This is a genomic window from Streptomyces sp. NPDC053755 (genome assembly GCF_040677675.1).
GTDB lineage: Bacteria > Actinomycetota > Actinomycetes > Streptomycetales > Streptomycetaceae > Streptomyces.
The window spans coordinates 14,570-36,615 of sequence record NZ_JBFASK010000015.1 but is presented as its reverse complement, the minus strand read 5'-3'; the positions used below and the strand labels follow the sequence as shown (position 1 = coordinate 36,615).

At 73.1% G+C, this 22,046-nt stretch carries 15 protein-coding genes and 1 pseudogene; 12 read left to right on the top strand and 4 right to left on the bottom strand.

The features are described 5' to 3' along the window. The first annotated feature begins 17 nt into the window (after positions 1-17). Complete coding sequence (locus AB0K65_RS16585; RefSeq protein ID WP_365716978.1) at positions 18-1,136, top strand: lytic polysaccharide monooxygenase; 1,119 nt, start codon at positions 18-20, stop codon at positions 1,134-1,136. Positions 1,137-1,676: 540 nt separating this feature from the next. On the opposite strand, the gene AB0K65_RS16580 is transcribed toward AB0K65_RS16585, so the two are convergent. Together AB0K65_RS16580 and AB0K65_RS16575 are read right to left on the bottom strand one after the other, a co-directional pair. After that, complete coding sequence (locus AB0K65_RS16580) at positions 1,677-2,546, bottom strand: alpha/beta hydrolase (protein WP_365716976.1); 870 nt, start codon at positions 2,544-2,546, stop codon at positions 1,677-1,679. 288 nt (positions 2,547-2,834) lie between these two features. After that, on the bottom strand, positions 2,835-3,428 hold the full coding sequence (locus AB0K65_RS16575; protein ID WP_365716974.1) for a QsdR family transcriptional regulator: 594 nt from the start codon (positions 3,426-3,428) through the stop codon (positions 2,835-2,837). A gap of 422 nt (positions 3,429-3,850) precedes the next feature. Here AB0K65_RS16575 and AB0K65_RS16570 point away from each other — a divergent pair, with 422 nt between their 5' ends. The 8 genes from AB0K65_RS16570 to AB0K65_RS16535 all read left to right on the top strand — a co-directional run bounded on the left by AB0K65_RS16570 (position 3,851) and on the right by AB0K65_RS16535 (position 15,158). Next, on the top strand, positions 3,851-5,116 hold the full coding sequence (locus tag AB0K65_RS16570; RefSeq protein ID WP_365716972.1) for an ROK family transcriptional regulator: 1,266 nt from the start codon (positions 3,851-3,853) through the stop codon (positions 5,114-5,116). A gap of 377 nt (positions 5,117-5,493) precedes the next feature. Next, positions 5,494-5,997: a flavin reductase family protein gene (locus tag AB0K65_RS16565; RefSeq protein WP_365716970.1), complete on the top strand. Its 504-nt coding sequence runs from the start codon at positions 5,494-5,496 to the stop codon at positions 5,995-5,997. A 47-nt stretch (positions 5,998-6,044) separates the two neighbouring features. After that, positions 6,045-7,109, top strand: coding sequence for an ABC transporter substrate-binding protein (locus AB0K65_RS16560; protein WP_365716968.1), 1,065 nt, complete (start codon positions 6,045-6,047; stop codon positions 7,107-7,109). Further along, positions 7,106-8,098, top strand: coding sequence for an ABC transporter permease (locus AB0K65_RS16555; protein WP_365716966.1), 993 nt, complete (start codon positions 7,106-7,108; stop codon positions 8,096-8,098). The genes AB0K65_RS16560 and AB0K65_RS16555 overlap by 4 nt, the downstream gene beginning before the upstream one ends. After that, positions 8,074-8,859, top strand: a complete 786-nt coding sequence (locus AB0K65_RS16550) for an ABC transporter ATP-binding protein (RefSeq protein ID WP_365716964.1) — start codon at positions 8,074-8,076, stop codon at positions 8,857-8,859. Before AB0K65_RS16555 ends, AB0K65_RS16550 begins: the two co-directional genes overlap by 25 nt. Continuing rightward, positions 8,843-10,228, top strand: coding sequence for an LLM class flavin-dependent oxidoreductase (locus AB0K65_RS16545; RefSeq protein ID WP_365716962.1), 1,386 nt, complete (start codon positions 8,843-8,845; stop codon positions 10,226-10,228). The genes AB0K65_RS16550 and AB0K65_RS16545 overlap by 17 nt, the downstream gene beginning before the upstream one ends. 44 nt (positions 10,229-10,272) lie before the next feature. Continuing rightward, on the top strand, positions 10,273-14,127 hold the full coding sequence (locus AB0K65_RS16540; RefSeq protein WP_365717156.1) for an ABC transporter ATP-binding protein: 3,855 nt from the start codon (positions 10,273-10,275) through the stop codon (positions 14,125-14,127). Further along, a complete protein-coding gene (locus tag AB0K65_RS16535) occupies positions 14,124-15,158 on the top strand; it encodes an aldo/keto reductase (protein ID WP_365716960.1) in 1,035 nt (344 codons plus the stop codon). The genes AB0K65_RS16540 and AB0K65_RS16535 overlap by 4 nt, the downstream gene beginning before the upstream one ends. Positions 15,159-15,260: 102 nt before the next feature. Here AB0K65_RS16535 and AB0K65_RS16530 read toward each other — a convergent pair whose 3' ends face one another. Next, positions 15,261-17,582, bottom strand: a complete 2,322-nt coding sequence (locus tag AB0K65_RS16530; RefSeq protein WP_365717154.1) for a lectin — start codon at positions 17,580-17,582, stop codon at positions 15,261-15,263. 957 nt (positions 17,583-18,539) lie between these two features. Here AB0K65_RS16530 and AB0K65_RS16525 point away from each other — a divergent pair. The 3 genes and pseudogenes from AB0K65_RS16525 to AB0K65_RS16515 all read left to right on the top strand — a co-directional run bounded on the left by AB0K65_RS16525 (position 18,540) and on the right by AB0K65_RS16515 (position 21,751). Then, a pseudogene (locus tag AB0K65_RS16525) lies at positions 18,540-19,704 on the top strand (PP2C family protein-serine/threonine phosphatase). Positions 19,705-19,908: 204 nt separating this feature from the next. Continuing rightward, positions 19,909-20,886: a GlxA family transcriptional regulator gene (locus AB0K65_RS16520; protein WP_365716958.1), complete on the top strand. Its 978-nt coding sequence runs from the start codon at positions 19,909-19,911 to the stop codon at positions 20,884-20,886. A gap of 106 nt (positions 20,887-20,992) precedes the next feature. Continuing rightward, positions 20,993-21,751: an MBL fold metallo-hydrolase gene (locus tag AB0K65_RS16515; RefSeq protein WP_365716956.1), complete on the top strand. Its 759-nt coding sequence runs from the start codon at positions 20,993-20,995 to the stop codon at positions 21,749-21,751. Positions 21,752-21,803: 52 nt separating this feature from the next. Here the strand turns inward: AB0K65_RS16515 and AB0K65_RS16510 are convergent, their stop codons facing one another. Then, the gene (locus AB0K65_RS16510) at positions 21,804-21,944 is read right to left on the bottom strand and encodes a hypothetical protein (RefSeq protein WP_365716954.1); all 141 of its coding nucleotides are present in this window, start codon (positions 21,942-21,944) and stop codon (positions 21,804-21,806) included. Positions 21,945-22,046 lie beyond the last annotated feature (102 nt).

Sequence of the window (22,046 nt, the reverse complement as noted above, 5' to 3'; positions counted from 1 at the left end):
CACACACAGGAGACACCATGGCTGGACACAGGAAACGACTCGCCTCCCTGGCGGCGGTGCTCGCGACACTGCTCGCCGGGATCGGTTTGACCTTGCTGGGCCAGGGCAGCGCACAGGCCCACGGCGTCACGATGATGCCCGGATCGCGCACCTACCTCTGCTGGCTGGACGCCAAGACCGGCACCGGCGCCCTGGACCCGACCAACCCGGCGTGCAGGGCGGCGCTCGACGAGAGCGGCGCGACCGCGCTGTACAACTGGTTCGCCGTCCTCGACTCCAACGCGGGCGGACGCGGGCCCGGTTACGTCCCGGACGGAAAGCTGTGCAGCGCCGGTGACCGGTCGCCGTACAACTTCACCGGATACAACGCCGCCCGCACCGACTGGCCCCGCACGCACCTGACGTCCGGGAAGACGATCCACGTCAGGCACAGCAACTGGGCCGCGCATCCGGGCTCCTTCCGGGTGTACCTGTCCAAACCCGGCTACTCCCCCGCCTCTGCACTGGGCTGGAACGACCTGGAGCTGATCCAGACCGTCACCGACCCGCCGCAGAGCGGCTCGCCGGGCACGGACGGCGGCAACTACCACTGGGACCTGAACCTGCCCGCGGGCCGCTCGGGTGACGCGGTGCTGTTCATCCAGTGGGTGCGCTCGGACAGCCAGGAGAACTTCTTCTCGTGCTCCGACGTCGTCTTCGACGGCGGCAACGGCGAGGTGACGGGCATCCGCGGCTCGGGCGGCACACCGACGCCGACCCCGACCCCGACGCCGACGCCGACGCCGGATCCCACGCCCACTCCGACCCCCACACCCACCGACCCCCACACCGGATGCATGGCCGTCTACAGCGTGACGAACGCCTGGAACGGCGGTTTCCAGGGCTCCGTCGAAGTCATGAACCACGGCACCACCGCACGTGACGGTTGGGCCGTGAAGTGGACACCCGGCGCGGGGACCCGGATCAGCAGCCTGTGGAACGGTGCGCTGAGCACCGGGACCGACGGCACGGTCACGGTCGGGAACGTCGACTACAACCGGACCATCCCACCGGACGGCAGCGTCACCTTCGGGTTCACGGCGACATCGACCGGCATCAACCTGCCGGTCGGCTCGATCACCTGCGTCAACCCGTAGGACCCGGGATGCGGCGCCCGTTCCCTCGTGCGGGGGGCGGGCGCCGCCTCTCCGACGGACCCGCCACCGGGCACGTCCCGTACGTTCCTCGCCTCTTACGGCCTGTCGGCGGGCCGCGGGTCCCCGCCGGGCCGCGGCGGTTCCGGCATCGCCCCCGGCTGCGGACCTCCGCCGGACGGCCGAGCCGGCCCCTGCTCGGGTGCCGCTCCCGGACCGGTGACGGAGGGGGCGACCGGAGTGGGGGTCGGCGTGACCGCCGATGCGCCGACGCCCGGAGGCCGGGCGGACGGCGCCGGGGCGGGGGAGACCGTGCGGAGGGGCACCAGCAGGAGCGGATACGCCGCCGCCCGGGTTCGCCGACGGCGTCCCACCCCGTGGCCTTCGCCTCGGCCTGGCGGGCCCGGGCGGGTCGCCCCACCGCGTCCGGTGCCGGCCGGCTGGGGGGAAGCGGCGGGCCCGTCCGCGCCATGCGGCCGGTGGATCGCGGCCGCCCGGGGGGGTCACGGGGCGGCGACCGACGCGCGGAAGGTCAGGCCGGTGTCACGCCCCCGGCACCGCGCGTCGGGTGTTCTCCACGATGGCGCCGACGATCGTCGGCCAGAGTGCGGACGGCAGGTCGTGCCCCATGCCGGGAATCGTCAGCAGCGTCGCTCCGGGAATCGCGGCGGCCGTCGCGCGGCCACCGCTCACGTCGATCAGGGGGTCGTCCTCCCCGTGGATCACCAGAGCGGGGACCGACGTGTGGCGCAACCGGTCCGCTCGGGCAGGCGAGGCGCCGATGGCGGCGATCTGCCGGAGGCCACCCGCGGGACGGTGGGCCCGGTCGTACGAAGCGGCGGCCCTGAGGCGCAGTTCGGCATCGTCGAGGGGGAAGCCGGGTGAGCCGATCGCACGGCGGGTCGCGACCGCGGCCTCTATCACCGCGTCCCGGGTTCCTGCGGGCGTCGGGGCGAGCAGGGCGAAGATCCCCGGCCGAGGACGTCCTACGGAGCGTTCACCGGTGGTCGACATGATCGAGCAGAGGCTGAGCAACCGGTCCGCGTGATCGATGGCAAGCTCCTGGGCGATCATGCCTCCCATGGAGACACCGACCACGTGCGCACGGTCGATGCCCAGCGCGTCCAGGAGGCCGACCGCGTCGTCGGCCATGTCCGAGATCACGTAGGGGGCGCCGTCGCGGGAGAAGGCCGGGCCCGGTGCCGCCAGGTCGTCCAGGCTGGTGGACAGGCCCGAGTCCCGGTTGTCGTAGCGGATGACGTGATAGCCGTGGTCGGCGATCATCCGGCAGAACCCGGTGTCCCAGTGGGTGAGTTGCCCGTACAGCCCCATGACCAGCAAGAGGGCCGGGTCACGAGGCGAGCCGATGGTGTCGTACTCGAGCTCGATACCGTTGGCGCTGGTCCGGGGCATGTGTCGCTCCTGTCAGGGGAGTTGTCGTGGTGTCCGTGCGCGGGCCCGCCGGCCACGGCCGGGCAGCGGGACCGGCGCGTGCCGCTGGCCCGGGCGTTCCGCGGCGGTGCCCGCCGCGACCAGGCCGCCCGATGGAGCGGAACTTCCGGATGGGGCGCTCCCTGCGGGGTGGAGGGATACCGGAGGGCGGCTGCAACACGTGAGCAGATCGTTTCAGCGACAGCCAATGAAACACATCGCGTATTTGTTTCGCAATCCCCTGCCGCGCGACCCCGCGCGGCCCGGCTGTCACGACCTGGGACGCAGGACACCCTCCACCAAGGCGTCCACGAGCGCGCTCGCGGCCGCGAGGTCCGGCTCCCGCGCCGCCACGATGTCGGCGTAGATGACCGCCTCGCCGAGGCGCACGGCGCCGTAGGACAGTGTGTCCAGGTCCACGAGGGGGGTGAACCCTCCGTCGGCCACGTCGCGTTCGAGCATCCGCAGGTACGCGGTGATCATGCGCGGCTGCACCTTGCCGAAGGGGTCGGTGAGGATCCGCAGGGTGGTGACCGGCTCCTCGTCGAGCAGGCGCTGAAACCCGGCGTGGGACACGATCGCCGCCGCGTACTCGTCCATGATCCGCAGAGTCCGCAGCTTGCCGTCGGCGCTGCGTACGGCCGGCCCGTCGCTCCTCTCCCAGCGGGCGGAGGCCGCCGCGAGGGTCCGCTCGGCCAGCCACCAGAGCGCTTCACCCGTCAGTTCCTCGCGGTTCCCCACCCGCCGGAAGAGCGTCGCCCTCGACACGCCGAACTCGGCGGCCAGCTCGTTCATGTCCAGCCGTACGCCCTGGTCGATCAGGCGGGCGGCTCTGCGGATGACGTCCTCGGCAGGTGCAAGCATGACGGACACCGTATGCGGCAGGAGCGGTGAGAAGAGCGCCGGTACGAGGGATGCGCGGCCGTCACACCGACGTCCATGATGCGGGCAGGCGTTTGACCTGATTGTGTGCTCACGGTTATGTTGCGCGCCATGCACCGATCCGCGCTTCTGACGACTCGAGGTCATGTCGACCTGAAGCGTGTGTGCTCCGCCGCGTGTCAGTGGTCCTGAACAGCGGCGTGTGAGCGGATCGGGCTTCCCCCTTCCGACCGGATCCTGGTCCGGGGCCGGTCCCCTTCCGCGCAGCGCCGCCGCGTACCGCTGAAGGGGCGCTCCACCCAGGCCGATCCGTGCCGGGGCGCCCCTACGTCACCGGCCCCGAGCTCCCCCCTCCCCCCGGTGACGACCGTCCGCGCCGTCGCACAGGACCGGGAAGGCCCCCCGTGGAGAGTTCCTCACCCCTCACCGCCCCTCGACGTTCCGCGCCGCTGCGGCGCGCGGACATCCCGCCGCCGCTGTCTGCCACGCGCCGGGCGTCGGGAGCCGGGGCCGTGCTGGGCGCCATCCTCGACCACGGACCGGTGGCCCGCAGCACCGTGGCCCGGCTGACCGGTCTCTCCCCCGCCGCGGTGAGCGGACACTGCGCGGTCCTGCTGAGCCGGGGGCTGATCCGTGAGGGGCAGGAGACCGCCGGCCCTCGGGGGCTCGGGCGCCCGCACGTTCCCGTCGAGGTCGACGCCGACCGCTACCTCGTGGCCGGCGCCCATGTCGCCGTCGCCCACACGACGTTGTCGCTCATGGACCTGCGCGGCCGGGTCGTCGCCGAGGAGCGGCGCCCTCACGTGTCGACACAGGCCGGTGCCGTACTGGAAGGTCTGGCGGCGCGGCTGCCCGGGCTCGTGGCGGCGCACGGGACGGGCAGGACCGTGCTCGCGCTGGGGGCGGCGACCGGCCACTGGGTCGACCCGGGGGCGGGTGTGGTCGTGCGCCACCCCCAGCTCGGCTGGCGGGGTGTGGCGGTGCGCGACATCCTTGCCGACGCGACCGGGCTGCCGGTCCATGTCGACAGCCACGCGCGGGCGTTGGCGCGCGCGGAGCAGCTCGTGGGGCAGGCGGCGACACGGGCGAGCGCGGTGCTGCTCTTCGTGGGCGCCGTGGTGGACGCGGCGTTCGTGACGGCGGGGGTTGTCCACCAGGGGCCCCGCTCCGGGGCGGGGAACGTCGCGCACCTGCCGGTCGGCGGGCCGGCCGACGGTGACGGCGCCTCGCCCTGCGTGTGCGGTGTCCCGGGGTGCCTCCAGTCGGCGGTGGCGGAGCCGGAGATGGTGCGGCTGGCCGCGGCGGCCGGTCTTCGGGCGCCGTCCTTTCCCGCCCTGCTGGAGCGGGCGCTGGAGGGCGAGCCGAGGGCGCGGGAGGTGTTCCTGCGCCGCGCCCGGCTCGTCGGTCGCGCGGCCGCCGTGCTCGTGGACATGTTCGACCCCGAGGTGCTGGTCGTGGTCGAGCCGGGCGCGGGCAGGCTGCCGGAGTGCCTCGCGGCGCTGCGGGCCGAGGTGGCCGAACGGTCGTGGGTGTGCGACGACCCCGAACGGCGTGTCCTCCCCAGTTCGTTCACGGGGTCGGTCCTGGCGACAGCCGGTCCGGCCGTGGCGCTGGGGGCGCTCTACGACGATCCGCTCGGCCCCTGGCCGGCGCTGCCCGCCGTCTCCTGAGCCGGTTCACCACCCCTGCGGACCCGCACCGACTTAATTCAGGGAGTTGCATTGTTGACCGGGTCCGAGCGGGGATCGGAAAATGGATTCATGAGCAGCCCGCGATGGACTTTCCGGCCCGTGCCCACGACGGCACGCTGTTGTTGATCCCATCCCGCGCCTCTCGTTGACCGAGGTCTGATCCGCCGGCTCCGGCGGAATTCCCCGGACTTTCCCGCCGGCCGGCATCGCCGCGCGTCTCCGTCGTTTTCGTCGCGCCGTCCGCACGGGCGATCCGGCGTGCCCCGATGTCCGTGTCATGGCTGCGCCCTACCTCGCCGCCTTCTTCGTTCCGGCCGCCTTCGGCCGTCCCGCGCCTTCATCGACCAGGAGGAAATGTGTCCGTCTCCGTGTCCTCGCCCCCCGCGGCCGAGATCTCGCCCGACCGCTTCAAACAGGCCTTCCGCGCGTACCCGGCGGGCGTCGTCGTGGTCACCGCCGACGCCGGCCAGGGGCCCGTCGGTTTCACCGCGACCTCGCTCACCTCCCTCTCCCTCACACCGCCGCTCGTCTCCTTCGCCATCGCCGCCGGGTCGTCGTCCTGGCCGCACGTCGAGCGGGCCCGTACCGCCGTGGTCAACTTCCTCGGGTCCGACCAGGAGCCGCTGGCCAGGCGGTTCGCGACGAGCGGCGTCGACCGGTTCGCCGCACCGACGGCGTGGCACCGGCTGCCGGAGGGCGAGCCCGCGCTCGCCGGCGTCGCCGGGCGACTGCTGGTCGCCCTCGAGGACCTCGTCCCCGCGGGGGACCACCGCATCGTCATCGCCCGGGTCGTGGAGTCGTGGCAGGAACCGGGGCGCCGGCCTCTGCTCTTCCACGACGGCGGCTACCTCGCCGTCTGACGCACCTCCGCCTCCCCGCCCCCGGCTCTTCCCAGAACAGGACCTCCATGTCACCCGTTCCCGCTCCTCCCCTCCTCGGTCGCAGAGGATTTCTCGCCCTCTCGGGCGGTGCGGCCCTCGCCGCCGCCGGATGCGCGCCGCCTCCTTCCGCCGCGCCCAGCGCCGCCACGGCCAAGGCCCTTTCCACCGCGCCCCCGCCGCCCGGTACCGCACTTTCCGTCGCCGTACGCACGTCGCGCATTCAGCTCGCCGAAGCCGGCCTTCTGAAGGAATTGCCGTTCAAGGTGTCCGAGTGGCCCAATCTGTCGGCGGGACCGGACATCATCCAGGGATTCCGGGCGCGCTCCATCGACCTGGCCGGCAACGCGGGAATTCCCCCGATCCAAGCCGACGCGATCGGGGTGCGCGCCCGGATCGTGGCGGTACAGCTGCGCAGGAAGCCGACCTACGTGTTCGCCACCGCCCCCGGGTCGTCGATCGCGCGGACGGAGGACTTCAGGGGGCGGAAGATCGCGTTCTCCCAGGGGCAGGCGCAGGGCGTCGTGGTGCTGCGCGCGCTGAAGAAGGCCGGGATCCCGCTTGAGGACGTCACGCTGGTGGCCCTGCCCAGCACCCAGTTCCTCACCGCCCTCCAGTCGAAGCAGGTGGACGTCGCTCCGCTCGGCGAGCCGACGCTGACCAAGTACCTGGACCAGTACCGCAAGGACGGCGCCCGCGACGTGCGGACCGACGTCGTCGACCTGCTGACGGTCCTGTGGGCCCCGGCCGAGGTGCTGGACGACCCGGCGAAGGCCGCGGCCGTCCGCAGCTTCGTGCCGCTGTGGGCGCGGGGCACGGTGTGGGCCTGGGAGCACTCCGACCGCTGGATCGACGCCTATTACGTCAAGGATCAGGGCGTCTCCCGCGCGGACGGCAAGCGGATCGTCGCCTCCCTCAACGAGCCGCACTTCCCGGCACGCTGGGACGAGGCGATCGCCTGGGAGCAGGAGACCGCCGATCTGCTGGCCGAGGGCGGCTTCGTCCCCCGCTTCGACGTGTCCAGGCTCTTCGACCGCCGGTTCGAGGGCCTCGCGGCCCAGGCCGTTCCCGCTCGGTACCGGGAGGCGACATGAGTGAGGCGCTGTCCCCCACGGGGACGTCGCGAGGCGTGGCGGTCGCCGGGGACCGCGCCACGGCCGTCGTGGACGGCGGCCGGACGCGCGGCGTCGCCGCCCCCGGGGCGGCGTCCGGCGGGTCCGGTGAGGCGCCCGCCCCCACCGGACGCGGCACCGGAACCTCCCCGGCGGACCACGGCGCCACGACGCGGCCCCGCCGAGCCGTCCGGCGGCGGCGGCTCGGTCCCGGGCGTCCGGTGCCGCTGGGAAGGCTGCTCGGGCCGGCGCTGATCCTCGCCGCGTGGTGGGCCGCCTCCGCCGCCGGGGTGCTCGATCCCCGCATCCTCTCCGGCCCCGCGAGCGTGGTCACCACCGCCGCCGACCTGGTCGCCGACGGACGCCTGCAGGGCAATGTGCTGGTCTCCCTGCAACGCGCGGGCCTGGGACTCCTCTTCGGTGTGGTCGCCGGCGTCGCCCTGGCCGTGGCGGCGGGGCTCAGCCGCACGGGTGAGTACCTCGTCGACGGCCCCCTGCAGATCAAGCGGGCGATCCCGTCCCTGGCCATGCTTCCGCTGCTGATCCTCTGGCTCGGCATCGGCGAGGACATGAAGGTCACGGTCATCGCGCTCGGTGTGGCCGTGAACATGTACATCAACACCTACGCCTCGCTCACGAGCATCGACAGCCGTCACGTGGAGCTCGCCGAGGTCCTGAGGCTGAGCCGTGGGCGGTTCGTGCGGAAGGTCGTGATCCCTGGTTCCCTGCCGGGGTTCTTCGTGGGGCTGCGTCTGGGCGTCACGTCGTCCTGGCTGGGTCTGATCGTCGTGGAGCAGATCAACGCGACGAGCGGCATCGGCTACATGATGTTCCAGGCCCAGCAGTACGCCCAGTCCGACGTGATCATCGTGGGTCTGGTGGCGTACGGCGTCTTCGGGTTCGCCTCCGACGCCCTCGTCCGTGCGATCGAGAGGAGGGCCCTGTCATGGCGACGCACGCTGGCGGGCTGACCGAGGCACCACCGGCCGTCCGCACCCGGCGTCTCGTCCGCCGGTTCGGTGAGCGGGTGGTTCTGGAGGACGTCGACCTGGACCTCGCTCCGGGCGAGTTCACCGCGCTCCTCGGGCGCAGCGGTTCGGGCAAGTCCACGCTGTTGCGCGCGGTCGCCGGTCTGGACCACGGCGTCGACGGCTCCGGCGAACTCGTCGTACCCGACCGGGTGTCGTTGTCGTTCCAGGACTCGCGCCTGCTGCCCTGGCTGCGCGTGCTGGACAACGTGGTGCTGGGGCTGCGCGGACCCGGCGCGCGGGAGCGCGGGCTGACGGCGCTGGAGGAGGTCGGGCTCGCGGGGCGGGACCGTTCCTGGCCGCACGAACTCTCGGGAGGGGAGCAGCAGCGTGCGGCACTGGCCCGCGCTCTGGTCCACGACCCCGAACTCCTGCTGGCCGACGAGCCGTTCGGGGCGCTCGACGCGCTGACCCGGATCAAGATGCACGGTCTGCTGCGCGAGCTGTACGAACGTCACCGGCCGGCCGTGCTGCTGGTCACCCACGATGTCGACGAGGCCGTCGAGCTGGCCGACCGGGTCCTGGTCCTGGAGGACGGCCGGATCTCCCTGGACCTCGCCGTCGACCTGCCGAACCCCCGGACCCGTCGGGACCCCCGGTTCCAGGAGTACCGCGACGCCCTGCTCACCGCGCTCGGCGTGACGACGCCGGCCGCTTCCCCGTACGACCTCCAGAAGGAGAAGTCCCATGCCTCGCACGCCTGACCGCAAGCACTTGCACCTCAACGCGTTCCTGATGTCGGTGGGACACCACGAGGCCGCCTGGCGCCTGCCCGAGAGCCCGGCGCGGGGCGGGACCGACCTCGCGCACTACCAGAACCTCGCCCGGATCGCGGAACGGGGCAAACTGGACTCCGTGTTCCTCGCCGACAGCCCCGTGCTCTTCGGCGACCCGGGCCGCCGGCCGTCGAGCAAGCTGGAGCCGACCGTGCTGCTGACGGCGCTGGCGGGGGTCACCAGCCGCATCGGCCTGATCGCCACCGCCTCGACCAGCTACAACGAGCCGTACAACCTGGCGCGGCGGTTCGCCTCGCTGGACCACGTCTCCGGCGGGCGGGCCGGCTGGAACATCGTCACCACCGCCGGGGCCGAGGCCGCCCGGAACTTCGGCCTCGACGACACCCCGCTGCACCACGAGCGGTACGAGCGCGCGGCCGAGTTCGTCGACGTGGCCACCAAGCTGTGGGACAGCTGGGCCGACGACGCGGTCGTCGCGGACAAGGAGCGGGGCGTGCACGCCCTGGCGGAGCGGGTGCGGCGCGTCGAGCACCGGGGCGCGTACTTCCGCGTCGACGGGCCGCTGAACGTGGAGCGGTCGCCCCAGGGCTACCCCCTCCTCGTGCAGGCGGGTTCGAGCGAGGACGGCAAGGACTTCGCGGCCCGGTACGCCGAGGCGGTGTTCACGGCGCAGCAGACGCTGGAGGACGGCATCGCCTTCTACCAGGACGTGAAGCAGCGGGCGGTGTCCCTCGGACGCGACCCCGACGGCGTCAAGATCCTCCCGGGGATCGTGCCCGTCATCGGCGACACCGAGGCCGAGGCACGGGAGCTGGACGCCGAGCTCGACCGGCTCATCTCGCCCGAATACGCCAAGCGGCAGCTCGCGCAGAAGCTCAGGATCGCCCCGGAGGACCTGCACCTCGACCGGGAACTGCCCGAGGACATCCCGACCGAGGACGAGATCGAGGGGGCCAAGAGCCGCTACACCCTGATCGTGGACCTCGCCCGGCGCGAGCGCCTGACGGTCCGCCAACTGATCGGACGGCTGGGTGGCGGGCGTGGCCACCGGACCTTCGCGGGCACGGCCGAGCAGGTCGCCGACACCATCGAGCACTGGTACGAGAGCGGCGCGGCGGACGGGTTCAACATCATGCCGGCGGTGCTTCCGTCGGGACTGGAGCGGTTCGTCGACCGGGTGGTGCCGCTGCTCCAGGAGCGCGGCCTGTTCCGTACCGAGTACAGCGGGACGACGCTGCGCGACCACTACGGGCTCGCGCGGCCGGACAACCGGCTCTTCGACCCGTCCGCTACCGGTGCCGGCCGGCCGGCCGGCGTGCTGGTGGACGCCCGGTGACCGGTTGTCCCCCTCGGGGGCCGTCCGGGCCGGCCGCCGCGACGGTGGCCGGTCCCGGCCGGCCCCGCCCGGCCGGGTGGGCGCGGCGGCTCCTGGGCTACTGCCTGCGCCACCGGCGTGATCTCGCCCTCGCCTACGGCGCGGCGGTCGTCGCGGCCGTGGCCACGGCGACGCTGCCGCTGGTGCTGCGCCATGTCGTGGACTCCGTGGCGGCCGGCGCGGCGGGCTCGCCCGCCGCCTGGTGCGCCCTCCTCGTCTCCGTCGGCGCCGTCCGCCTCGTCGCGAGCTTCACCCGTCGCTACCGCTCGGGAAAGGTGTCGCTCGGGGTCCAGTACGACCTGCGCAACGACGCGTTCGCCTCGCTCGTGCGGCTCGGCGGGTCCAAGCAGGACGAGCTGCGCACCGGGCAGGCCGTGAGCCGGTCCATCTCGGACATCACCCTGATCCAGACCCTGCTGCAGTTCCTGCCGAACCTCACGGGCAACATCCTGATGTTCGGGGCCTCCGTGGTCCTCATGGCGGTCCTGTCGCCGCTGCTGACGGCGGTGGCCCTGGTCGTGGGGCCGCTGCTCTGGCTGATCGCGTTCCGCAGCCGCCGTGACCTCTTCCCCGCGAACTGGCACGCCCAGCAGGAGGCGGCCGAGGTCGCCTCCGCCGTGGAGGCCACGGTCACCGGCGTGCGGGTGGTGAAGGGGTTCGGCCAGGAGCAGCGCGAGCTGGCCGGCCTCGACCGCCGCGCCCGCCGTCTGTTCGCCTCCCGCCTGCGGGTGGTGCGCTACACCAGCCGTTACAACCCGGCGCTGCAGGCGGTCCCGGCTCTGGGGCAGGTGGCCGTGCTGGCTCTCGGCGGGTGGATGGCGCTGGACGGCCGCATCTCCTTGGGCACCTTCCTCGCCTTCACGACGTATCTCGGCTCGTTCGTCACGCCGGTACGGCAGTTGGCCACCCTGCTCACCGTGTGGCAGCCGGCCCGGGCGGGTGCCGTGCGCGTCCTGGAGGTCATCGACGAGGCGTCCGGTCTGGCCGAGGCCGCCGCCCCGGCGCGGCTGCCGGACGGAGCGCCGGAGGTCGCCTGGGAGGACGTCACCTTCGGGTACGGGACGGCGGAGCCGCTGCTGCGCGGCTTCTCGCTCGACATCCGGGCGGGTGAGACGGTCGCCCTCATCGGGCTCGCCGGCTCCGGGAAGTCGACGGCGGCCGCGCTGCTCCCCCGCCTGTACGACGTGACCGGGGGCCGGGTCCGGGTCGGCGGCCACGACGTGCGGGACCTGTCGCTCGACGCGCTGCGTGCGCGGATCGGGTTCGTCTTCGAGGAGTCGCTGCTGGTCTCCGACACGGTCCGGGCCAACATCGCCTACGGCTCTCCCGGCGCCGACGACGCGCGGATCCGGGCGGCGGCGCGGCTCGCCCGCGCCGACGAGTTCGTCGAGCGGCTGCCCGACGGGTACGACACGGTCGTCGGCGAACAGGGGCTGACCCTCTCCGGAGGTCAGCGGCAGCGGATCGCACTCGCCAGGGCTTTGCTCGCCGATCCGGCGGTGCTCGTCCTCGACGACGCCACGTCGGCCGTCGACACACGGGTGGAGGCGGAGATCCACGAGGCGCTGCGGACGGCGGCACGCCGTCCCACCACCCTGATCGTGGCGCACCGGCGCTCCACGCTGGAGCTGGCGGACCGGATCGCCGTCCTGGACCGCGGGCGGGTCGTCGACACCGGCACGCTCGACGAACTGCGCTCCCGCTCGCCGCTCTTGCGGTCGCTGCTGTCGGCTCCGGAGCACACGGCCGCGGGGGCCGAGGACCGGCAGGCGGCGACCGCGGACGACTCCGCGGCCACCGCCGCCGCCGGCGGCACGGCCGCCGCCGTCACGGCGGCGCTCTGGCGGCGCGACGAGGACGGCGCCTCGGACGACGAGGGAGGCGACGCGGCGGTCCGGGCCGCCCAGGCGTTCGCCGAGGCCGCGGCGACCGCAGGGCCCGGCCGGGGTGCGCCGGGCGGCGGCGGACTGCTCGGTTCCGCGCCGCCGGACCCGGAGGTCCTCGCGGGGCTGGCCCGGCTGCCGCTCCCCCGGGCCGATCCGGGGCTTTCCGTCGAGACCGCGTCGGCCGCCGAGCCGGAGCTGACGCTGGGCCGGCTGCTGCGCCCCGTCAGGGCCGCGCTGCTGCTGGGGCTGCTCCTGGTCGCTCTCGACGCGCTGGCGCAGATCGCCGTGCCGGTGCTCGTACGCCACGGGGTGGACGGCGGAGTGGTGCGGGGCGCCCGCGGCTCCCTGCTGGCGGCAGCGGCGGCGGCCGCCGCCGTCGTGGCGGCGAACTGGGCCGTCGGCGTCCTGCAGGTCCGCACCACCGGCCGCACCGGCGAGCGCCTGCTGTACACCCTGCGCGTCAAGACCTTCGCCCAGCTGCAGCGGCTCGGACTCGACTACTACGAGCGCGAGTTGGGCGGGCGGATCATGACCCGGATGACGACGGACGTGGACGCCCTGTCCACCTTCGTGCAGACCGGTCTCATCACGGCCGTGGTGAGCGGGCTGACGATCGTCGGCGTGCTCGCCGCGCTCCTGGTGATCGACGCCTCGCTCGCCCTCGTACTGGTGGCCGTGGTCCCGGTGCTCGCCGTCGCGACGGCGGTCTTCCGCCGTCACTCCGTCCCCGCCTACCGGGAGGCCCGCGAGCGGGTCAGCGTCGTGAACGCCTCGCTGCAGGAGAACGTCGCCATGATCCGGGTCACCCAGGTCTTCGGCCGGGAGGAGCACAACGCGCGGGTCTTCGCCCGGCTGGCGGGTGAGTTCCGGGACTCCAGACTGCGCGCGCAGCGATACATGGGGCTCTTCTTCCCGTTCGTGGAGTTCCTGGGGACGCTGTCCGCCGCCGCCGTGCTGGTCGTGGGGGCGGGAAGGGTGACGGACGGCAGACTGACCGCGGGCACGCTCATCGCGTTCCTGCTGTACGTGGAGCTGTTCTTCGCTCCCATCCAGCAGTTGTCGCAGGTGTTCGACGGCTACCAGCAGGCGGTCATCGGCCTGTCGCGGCTGCGGGCGCTCATGCGGACGCGTACGGGCACACCGCCCGCCGAGGACCCGCGCCCGGTCGGCCGGCTCCGCGGGGAGGTGGAGTTCGACGGGGTGTCCTTCGCCTACCCCGGAGGGCGCGAGGTGCTGAGCGACCTGTGCCTGAGGATCGCGCCGGGCGAGACCGTCGCACTCGTGGGGACGACGGGGGCCGGGAAGTCCACGGTCGTCAAACTCCTGGCCCGCTTCTACGATCCCTCCTCGGGCCGGGTCCGGGTCGACGGCGAGGACCTGCGCGGGCTCGACCTGACGGGTTACCGGCGCCGGCTCGGCCTCGTCCCGCAGGAGCCCCACCTGTTCAGCGGGACCGTGCGGGACGCCATCGCCTACGGCCGTCCGGACGCTCCGGACGCCGACGTGGAGGCCGCGGCGCGGGCCGTCGGCGCCCATGAGATGGTCGCGGCGCTCCCCCGGGGTTATCTGCAGCAGGTCGGGGAGCGGGGGCGCAACCTGTCCGCCGGCCAGCGGCAGCTCATCGCCCTGGCACGGGCGGAACTCGTCGACCCCGACGTGCTGTTGCTGGACGAGGCGACGGCCTCGCTCGACCTGGCCACCGAACGGCGGGTGACCGCCGCGACGGCCGCCCTGACCAGACGGCGCACCACGGTCGTGGTGGCGCACCGGCTCACCACCGCCGCACGCGCCGACCGCGTCGTGGTGCTCGACGACGGCCGGATCGCCGAGAGCGGCACCCACGAGGAACTCCTCGCCGCCGACGGCGCCTACCGCAGGCTCTGGGACGCCTTCCGCGACGGCTCCCCCTCCTCGGACGCGGGAGCCACCCGCCTCCGGTCCACCGATCACCTCATGCAGGAGAGTGCACGATGACGCAGTACCGCAATCTGGGCCGCACGGGCGTGAAGGTCAGCCCGCTGTGCCTGGGCACGATGATGTTCGGCGCCCGGGGCAACACCGATCACGAGGACGGCGTACGGATCATCCGCCGCGCCCTCGACGCCGGCATCAACGTCGTCGACACGGCCGACGTCTATTCCGCGGGTGAGAGCGAGACCATCGTCGGCAAGGCCCTGGCCGGTGGCCGCAGGGACGGCGTGGTGCTCGCCACCAAGTTCCACGGAAGCCTCGGTGACGGGCCCAACGAGCGCGGCAACTCCCGCCGTTGGATCATCCAGGAGGTCGAGAACAGTCTGCGTCGCCTGGGCACCGACTGGATCGACCTCTACCAGGTGCACCGGCCGGAACCGGAGACCGACTTCGACGAGACCCTCGGCGCCCTGACCGACCTGGTGCGCCAGGGCAAGATACGGTACATCGGTACCTCCACCTTCGAGGCGTCCGCGATCGTCGAGGGCCAGTGGATCGCCGAGCGCCGGGGGCGCGAGCGCGTGGTGACCGAGCAGCCGCCGTACTCGCTGCTCGCCCGCGGCATCGAGCGAGAGGTCCTGCCGGTGGCCCAGCGCTACGGCCTCGGGGTCCTCGCCTGGAGTCCACTGGCGGGGGGCTGGCTGACCGGGCGCTACCGCAAGGGCGCGGAGCAGCCCCACTCCAGCCGTTCGGACCGGCAGGCCGAGCGCTTCGACATCGCGGCCCCGGAGAACGCCGCCAAGCTCGAAGCGGCGGAGGCGCTCGCCCGGCTCGCCGAGGAGGCGGGCCTGACACTGGTCCAGCTCGCGCTCGCCTTCGTCCTGGAGCACCCGGCGATCACCTCGGCCATCATCGGTCCGCGCACCTTCGAGCAGCTGGAGAGCCAGCTCGGCGCGGATGCCATCCGCCTGGACCGGGACGTCCTCGACCGGATCGACAAGATCGTCCCGCCGGGGACCAACCTCTCCGCCCGGGACGCGGGTTACGTCCCGGCGTCCCTCGCCGAGCCGGAGCTGCGCCGCCGCGGGGTCTGACGGGCAGGGACCCGGCCGTGGGCCCGGCTCCCCGACGGCCGCCCTGGGTGCGGTCCTCACCGTCACGGGACCCGTCAGGTGAGGACCGCTCCGACCGTCACGTCACGGCAGAGTCCATTTCTGGTTGGGGCCGGTGTGGCAGGCCCAGAGATGGACGGCGGTGCCGTCGTTCCAGACGCCTCCCGAGGCGTCCAGGCACTTGCCGGACTGCGGGTTGCGGACCGTCCCGTCGGACTGGGGCGCCCACTTCTGGGCGCCGGTCCCGTTGCAGGTCCACAGCTGGACCTTCGTACCGTCCGCGCTTCCTCCGTCGGAGACGTCCAGGCACTTGCCCAGGACCTTCAGCGTGCCGTCACCGGAGACGGTCCACCGCTGGGCGGCCGTGCCGTTGCAGGTCCACAGCTGGATCTTCGTACCGTCGGCGGTCTGGGAGTTGTCGACGTCGAGGCACTTCCCGCCGACTCCCTTCACCTCTCCGGTCCCGGACGTCCCGCCGGGCAGCTGATTGAGCGTGTACCACGCCTCGGTGCTCCACAGGGGCACCCCGGTGGACGAACTGAAGGGCCGGGGGGAGCGGACGTGGACCACCCGGTCGGTCTTGAGCCCCGGGAGGGCCAGGGTGACCGTCTTGCGGTCGGCGGAGAGCGCGGCGGACTGCACCGTGAGCGTCTCCTCGTCGACCTTCGGGCCGCCGTAGGCCGCGGTCGGCACGTACCGCCACTGCTTGACCTTGTAGCGTTTGCCCAGTTCGGCGGCGGTCTCCGTCGAGAGGGGCTGGGTGTAGTCGAGGGCGAACCCGCCGGGAACGGCGCGCATGGCGCGGATGTCGAAGGTGTGGGAGCCATTGGGTGTGAGCTTCTGCAGGCCGTGACCGAGCTTGCCCTCCTGACCCCAGTTGCCGCCCGCACCCAGCCCACCCGCGTACAGCGCTCCGTCGGGTCCGACGCTGATGCGGGTCACACCGGCCTCCAGCCCCTGGGTGAGGCGGAACACCGCGCCTTGGTACTCGCCGCCGACCTTCTCCAGGAAGCCGCGCTGGATGCCCCCGTACGTCACGTCGCCGAAGAGCATCTGCCCGGCGAAGGGGCCTTCGGTCAGCTGGAGCGGTGTGCTGGGCGAGTTGGCGATCTCGTTCTGCGGCAGCCACAGCACCGGCTTGGTCACCGGCTGGGTGTCGAAGGGCCCGACCGGGTTGGTGTGGTGGTGGAAGAATCGGCCCTGCTTGATGTGCACCAGCTTGGAGGAGGGAAGCCAGCCGCCCTGGTTGTCGGTGACGAAGATGTCGCCCTCAGGGCCCCATCCGATGCCGTTCGGGGTGCGCAGCCCGCCGGCGACGTACGTGACGGCGCCTGTCTGCCGGTTCACCTTGACGGTGGTCCCGCGATTCGGGGCGGGCTGCGGATCCGTGGTCGCGCCACCGTAGTTGATGGACACCGAGAGGTTCAGGTAGAAGAACCCCTCCTTGTAGAGCAGGCCGAAGGCGAACTCGTGGAAGTTGCCGCCGAAGGGCCAGGTCGCCACCCTCCGGTACTGGTCGGTGATCTCGTCGCCGTTGGTGTCGCCGAGCTCGGTCAGCTCGTGTTTCTGGGAGACGTAGAGCTTGCCGTCGACGTACGTGATGCCCATGGGCTCCTTCAGGCCCGAGGCCACCTTCTTCACGGTCACCTTGTCCGGGCCGGTGCTTCCCGTGACGTTGGACAGCAGGTAGACCTCGCCGAGGGTGTTGTTGCTGCCGCCCCAGGTGGTGACGGCGAGACGGCCGTCCGGCAGCCAGTCCATCGCGGAGACCTGTGGCTCGAAGCCGCTGGGACGGAGCTGCGTGAGGGTGAAGTCGGGGTGCACTCCGGTCAGGGGCAGGCCGTCGCCGGGCGAGTCCGTGCCGGCCTCGCACTCCTTGCGGCCGGGCGCGGTCACACGCACGACGCCGGCGTCCGTGCTCAGGGCCGTGTTCGGCACGAGGGTGAAGCCGGAGGCGCCGGGCGGTTTCCAGGCAAGTGTCAGCTGCTGGCCTCCGTCGCGCTCGAAGTGCTCGATGCGCAAAGCGTGGTGACCGGCCGTCAGGTCGACGGTCGCTTCCTTCGGCTCGGCACCGTGGAGGCCGCCGTGGTCGATCAGCAGGTGGCCGTCGAGCCAGAGGCGGGATCCGTCGTCGCTGGTGAGGCGGAGGGTGTAGCTGCCCGACTGCGGGACGGCGAGATTGCCGATGACGTGGGTGACGAAGTTGCTCTCCAGGCCGAAGTCCCCGGACGCGGACCAGTCGATGACCGGCATCAGCTTGTCGATGTTGGGGGTCTGTCCCCCTTTCAGCGTGCAGAGGTCGCTCAGCGGGGCCTGCACGTCGAAGACGCGGAGGGTGACTCCGGGCTCCTGCGGCGGGAGAGCGGCGGGGGCGGAGCCGGCGGCCGGGGCCGGGCCGGCCGCCAGGCCGAGGCCCAGTAACGAGGCGAGAAACGGTCCGGCCAGGCGTCTGGCCAGTCGGCGGGTGGACAGCCGTGGATGCACGTGACCTCCTGACGGCCCCCGGGTGGAGGGCTCGATCGGGCAAGGGGGATCCACCGCCGCCGGGGCGCGCCGTCGTCCCGGACACGGAGTCGCTGCGGGTGGGCGGCCTGGGCCCCCACCGTCGCAACGGACACCGTAGGGACTTCTCCTGACGGCGTCCATACTTTGTCCAGAGAGCAGAAAAAGTGACGGGAAGTAGCGCTTCCCGAGATCACGGGCTGCCGGACCGCGCACCGTCGCCCGCCGTCAGCCGGGGTCGCGGGCGGAGTCGGATGCTCCGCAGTCGGCGGCTGCCGGAGCGGCGCTTCGACCCCGGCACGGCCCGCCGGCTCGACGCGCTCGTCGAGGGCCTGCCCCTCCCTCGCGCCTTCGATACCGCTCCGCACGACCGGCGGCTCACGCTCCAGGGGCCTCACCCCCCTGAGGGCGGCCGCCCCGGCAGCGCGGGGGCGATGACGCCGCTCCCCCGCAGGCGCACCCGGCTACCGGCTCGCCGCGGCGGCCGCGAAGCGGTTCCTGAACCGAGGGTCCGGGAGTGGTGTCCCGTCTCCGGGGACACACCCGCGCGCGGCCACCGCGCGGATCGTCGCGGCCTGTGGGGCCCCTCGGTCGACGGCAGCTCCCGGCACGCCCGCAGCACGGCGGCGTGCCCGCTGCGAGCGGCGGCCTGCCGCCCGCCGACGTCACGCGGCTCCCCCCCGTCTGCCCCGCTGTCCGCGCCGCACGGCGGACCGGTACGCGCCGGTCCATCATGGGAGGGGAGAGCCCAGCGGTTCCCCCGAGCCGCAGATGGAGGGCCTCATCGAAAGCACCGTGGCTGTGAGCGGTGGGCAGAGTGGGCTTCCCCGGCTGCTGACGGCGGCGGAGACGGCGGCGCCGGTGGACGCCGTCGACGTGGTCGCGCAGGACCTGCGCCGGCGGTTCGACGCGGTGCGGGTCTCCTTCCTCATCCTGGACCTGACGGGCAAGGCGGTGGCACGGCTGTCCACCGCCGGGGCCGTGGAGGGCGGGCGGGAGCTTCAGCGGATCCCCCTGTTCGGCAGCGTGTACGAGCAGGTGGTCCGTACCCAGCGGCCGTACCAGGAGGCGACCGACCAGGGGCATCGGGTGATCGTGCCGGTCACCAACCGGGGAGACGCGATCGGGCTCCTGGAACTGCTCCTGCCGGCCGGTCCGGGCGCGGACGTGCTCGACGAGGTCGCGGAGGCGGCGCACGTCCTCGCGTACGTCGTGATCGCCAACGGGCGCTTCACCGATCTCTACACCTGGGGCAAACGCTCCAGGCCTCCCACCCTCGCGGCGGAGATCCAGTACCAGCTGCTGCCGCCGTCCCTGTCGTGCGAGGCCGCCCAGTTCACCCTGTGCGGACATCTCGAACCGTCCGAGGACCTCAGCGGCGACACGTTCGACTACATCCTGGACCGAGACACCCTGCACGTGTCGGTGACCGACCCCATGGGTCACGATCTCGACGCCGCCCTGGCCGCCACCGTCCTGCTCGCCGCCCTGCGCGGGGCCCGCCGCGCGGGGGCGGGCCTGCCCGAGCAGGCCCGCCTGGCCGACCAGGCCCTGGCCGACCACGGACGCGGCCACGCCACCGGCCAGCTGCTCCGCATCGACATCCACACCGGACAGGCCCGGCTCGTGAACGCCGGCCCCCCCCTGGCCCCTGCGCCTGCGCGGCGGAGTCGCGCAGGCGCTCGCCTTCGAGGTGGACCATCCCTTCGGGCTGTCCGTGCCCATGCCTCACCCCTACCGCGTGCAGGACGTCGACCTGCGCCCCGGGGACCGGCTGCTCATGTTCACCGACGGCATGCTCGAACGTCACGGAGAGACGGTCGACCTGCCCGCGCTGCTGGAGCGCACGCGGGACCTCCACCCTCGGGAGACGGCCCTGCTGCTGACCTCGGCGGTGCGGGACGCCGCCGGCGGCCAGCTCGAGGACGACGCCACCGTGATGTGCCTGGACTGGCACGGCCCCCAGGAGACCCATCGACACGTCAGTTCCGGCGCCGACACCCAGCAGGCCTCGGCCGGCCGCTGACCACCGGGCCGGTACGGACGCGCCGCCCGGGCGGGCGGTGCGAAGCATGGCCGGGCGGCGGGCACGTCCGCGTCCATGCACGCGAGCATGGACGCGGACGAGGAGCCGGGGTGCACCCGCATGACGGGCACGCGGGAACTCCATGGCCGAATATGACAGAACATGGTCATTGCGGCCATCGCACCGGCGCGAAATGATCAGCCCATGCTCCACACGCACAGCGTCGTCATCGCCGCCTTCCCGGGCGCCGAACTGCTCGACGTCACCGGCCCGGCCGAGGTGTTCTCCGTCGCCACGCGGGTCGCCGACGCCGGCCGCCCCGGCTACACCGTCCGCATCGCGACGCCGGACGGCGAACCCGTGACCACGTCCAGCGGGGTTCGGCTCATGGCCGACCTGACGCTCGCGGAGGTGGACGACGACGTGGACACGCTGCTGATCTCGGGTGCGGTCACCGTCGACGCCTCGGGTGTCGCGCCGGTGCTCCATCGCGGGATCGTCGACTGGCTGCGGGACTCGGCGCCGCGGACCCGCCGGATCGGTTCGATCTGCGCCGGCGCGCACCTGCTGGCCGAGGCGGGGCTGTTGGACGGCCTGCCCGCCACGACGCACTGGCTCACGGCCGCGCGGCTGGCCTCCGCGCACCCGCGGGTCGCCGTCGATCCGGACCCGATCTTCATCCGCGCGGGCCGGGTCTGGACCTGCGCCGGTATCACGTCCGGGATGGACATGGCGCTGGCGATGGTCGCCGAGGACCACGGCCAGGATCTCGCCCTGTCCACCGCCCGGATGATGGTCATGTACGTCAAACGCTCGGGCGGCCAGAGCCAGTTCAGCGTGCCTCTCGCCGTGTCGACCGCCACCGGCGACCGGATCGACGACCTGCGCGTCTGGATCGGCGAGCACCTCACCGAAGACCTCTCCGCCGAGGCGCTCGCCGCGCGACTGCACCTGAGCGTGCGCCACTTCTCACGACTCTTCCGCGGGCGCACGGCCACCACGCCGGCCGCCTACGTCGAGTCCGCACGGCTCGAGGCCGCTCGCCGGCTGCTGCAGGAGAGCGACCGCACCCTGCCGGAGGTCGCCGCCGCCAGCGGCCTCGGCTCCGTGGAGAGCCTGCACCGCGCCTTCAAGCGCCGACTGGGAACCACCCCGGCGGAATACCGTCGCCGCTTCCGCTGACCCGACGCGTCATCCCCTCACTCATCATCGCCTCGCGCGCCGCCGCCCGGCGGAACACCGCCATGCCCGCCCCCTCGGCACCACACCACACCACTGGGAGAAGTCAGTGTCCCGTACCCGAGTCATCCCCCTGCCCGTCATGGGCCGGCACGCCATCAACGCCTACCTGCTGCTCGGCCGAAGGCCCGTCATCGTCGACGCCGGGGCACCGGGAAGCGGCCGGAGGATCCACGACCAGGTGGCCGCCCACGGTGTGGACCCCACCGACGTCTCGTTGATCGTCCTCACCCACGGCCACCTCGACCACTTCGGCGCCGCCGCCGAACTGCGGCGCCTGACCGGAGCGCCGGTGGCGGGTCACGTGGCCGACCTCGGACCGTACAGAACCGGCCGGGTACGCAAGCCCTACCTGCCCACGGGTCCGATGGGGCGGCTTCTGGCCAGGAACAGGAACCTCCATGTCCGGGCCGAACCGCTCGAACCGGACGTCCTCGTCCACGGGGAGACGGCGCTGGAGGACTTCGGGATCGCGGCGCGCATCATGCCCACCCCCGGACACACCGCCGGCTCCGTCTCCGTGCTCACCGACGACGGGGACCTCGTCGCCGGTGACCTGATCGCCAACTCGTTCATGGGCCTCATCCCGGGCAAGCCCGCCAACCCTCCCTTCCACGACGATCCACTCCGCAACCTCGCGAGTCTGCGCAGGATGCTGGATCTCGATCCCACGCGGCTCCACGTCGGGCACGGCACCCCCCTGGAGACCGGGAGGGTGCGGCGATGGGCCGCCCGGGAGCACCGCCGGCTGTCCCGGCTCGAGGCGGCCGGGCGCCTCACGACCCGCGTGGAGCCGGACACCGCCTGACCGCCGAGCCCCGGGACGGGACCGCTGCTCCGTTCCTCGGGCGGACGACGACTCAGCCGCCTCCGGCAGGCGGCGGCGCCGCGGTGGCGGCGGCGGCGGTCTGCCGGAGTGTGACGCCGGGGGACGTCTCCGCCAGGACGAGGCCGAGGTCGCCGACGGCGAGGACGGCGAGACCGGTGATGCTCCGGTGCACGCAGACCCGCCGGTCAGCGGGAGGGCGCGCCCTCCACGCCACGCCACGGGACCGCTGGACGCGGCGCGCGGGCCCTGCGCTCCGCGGCTGCGGCGGTCAGCC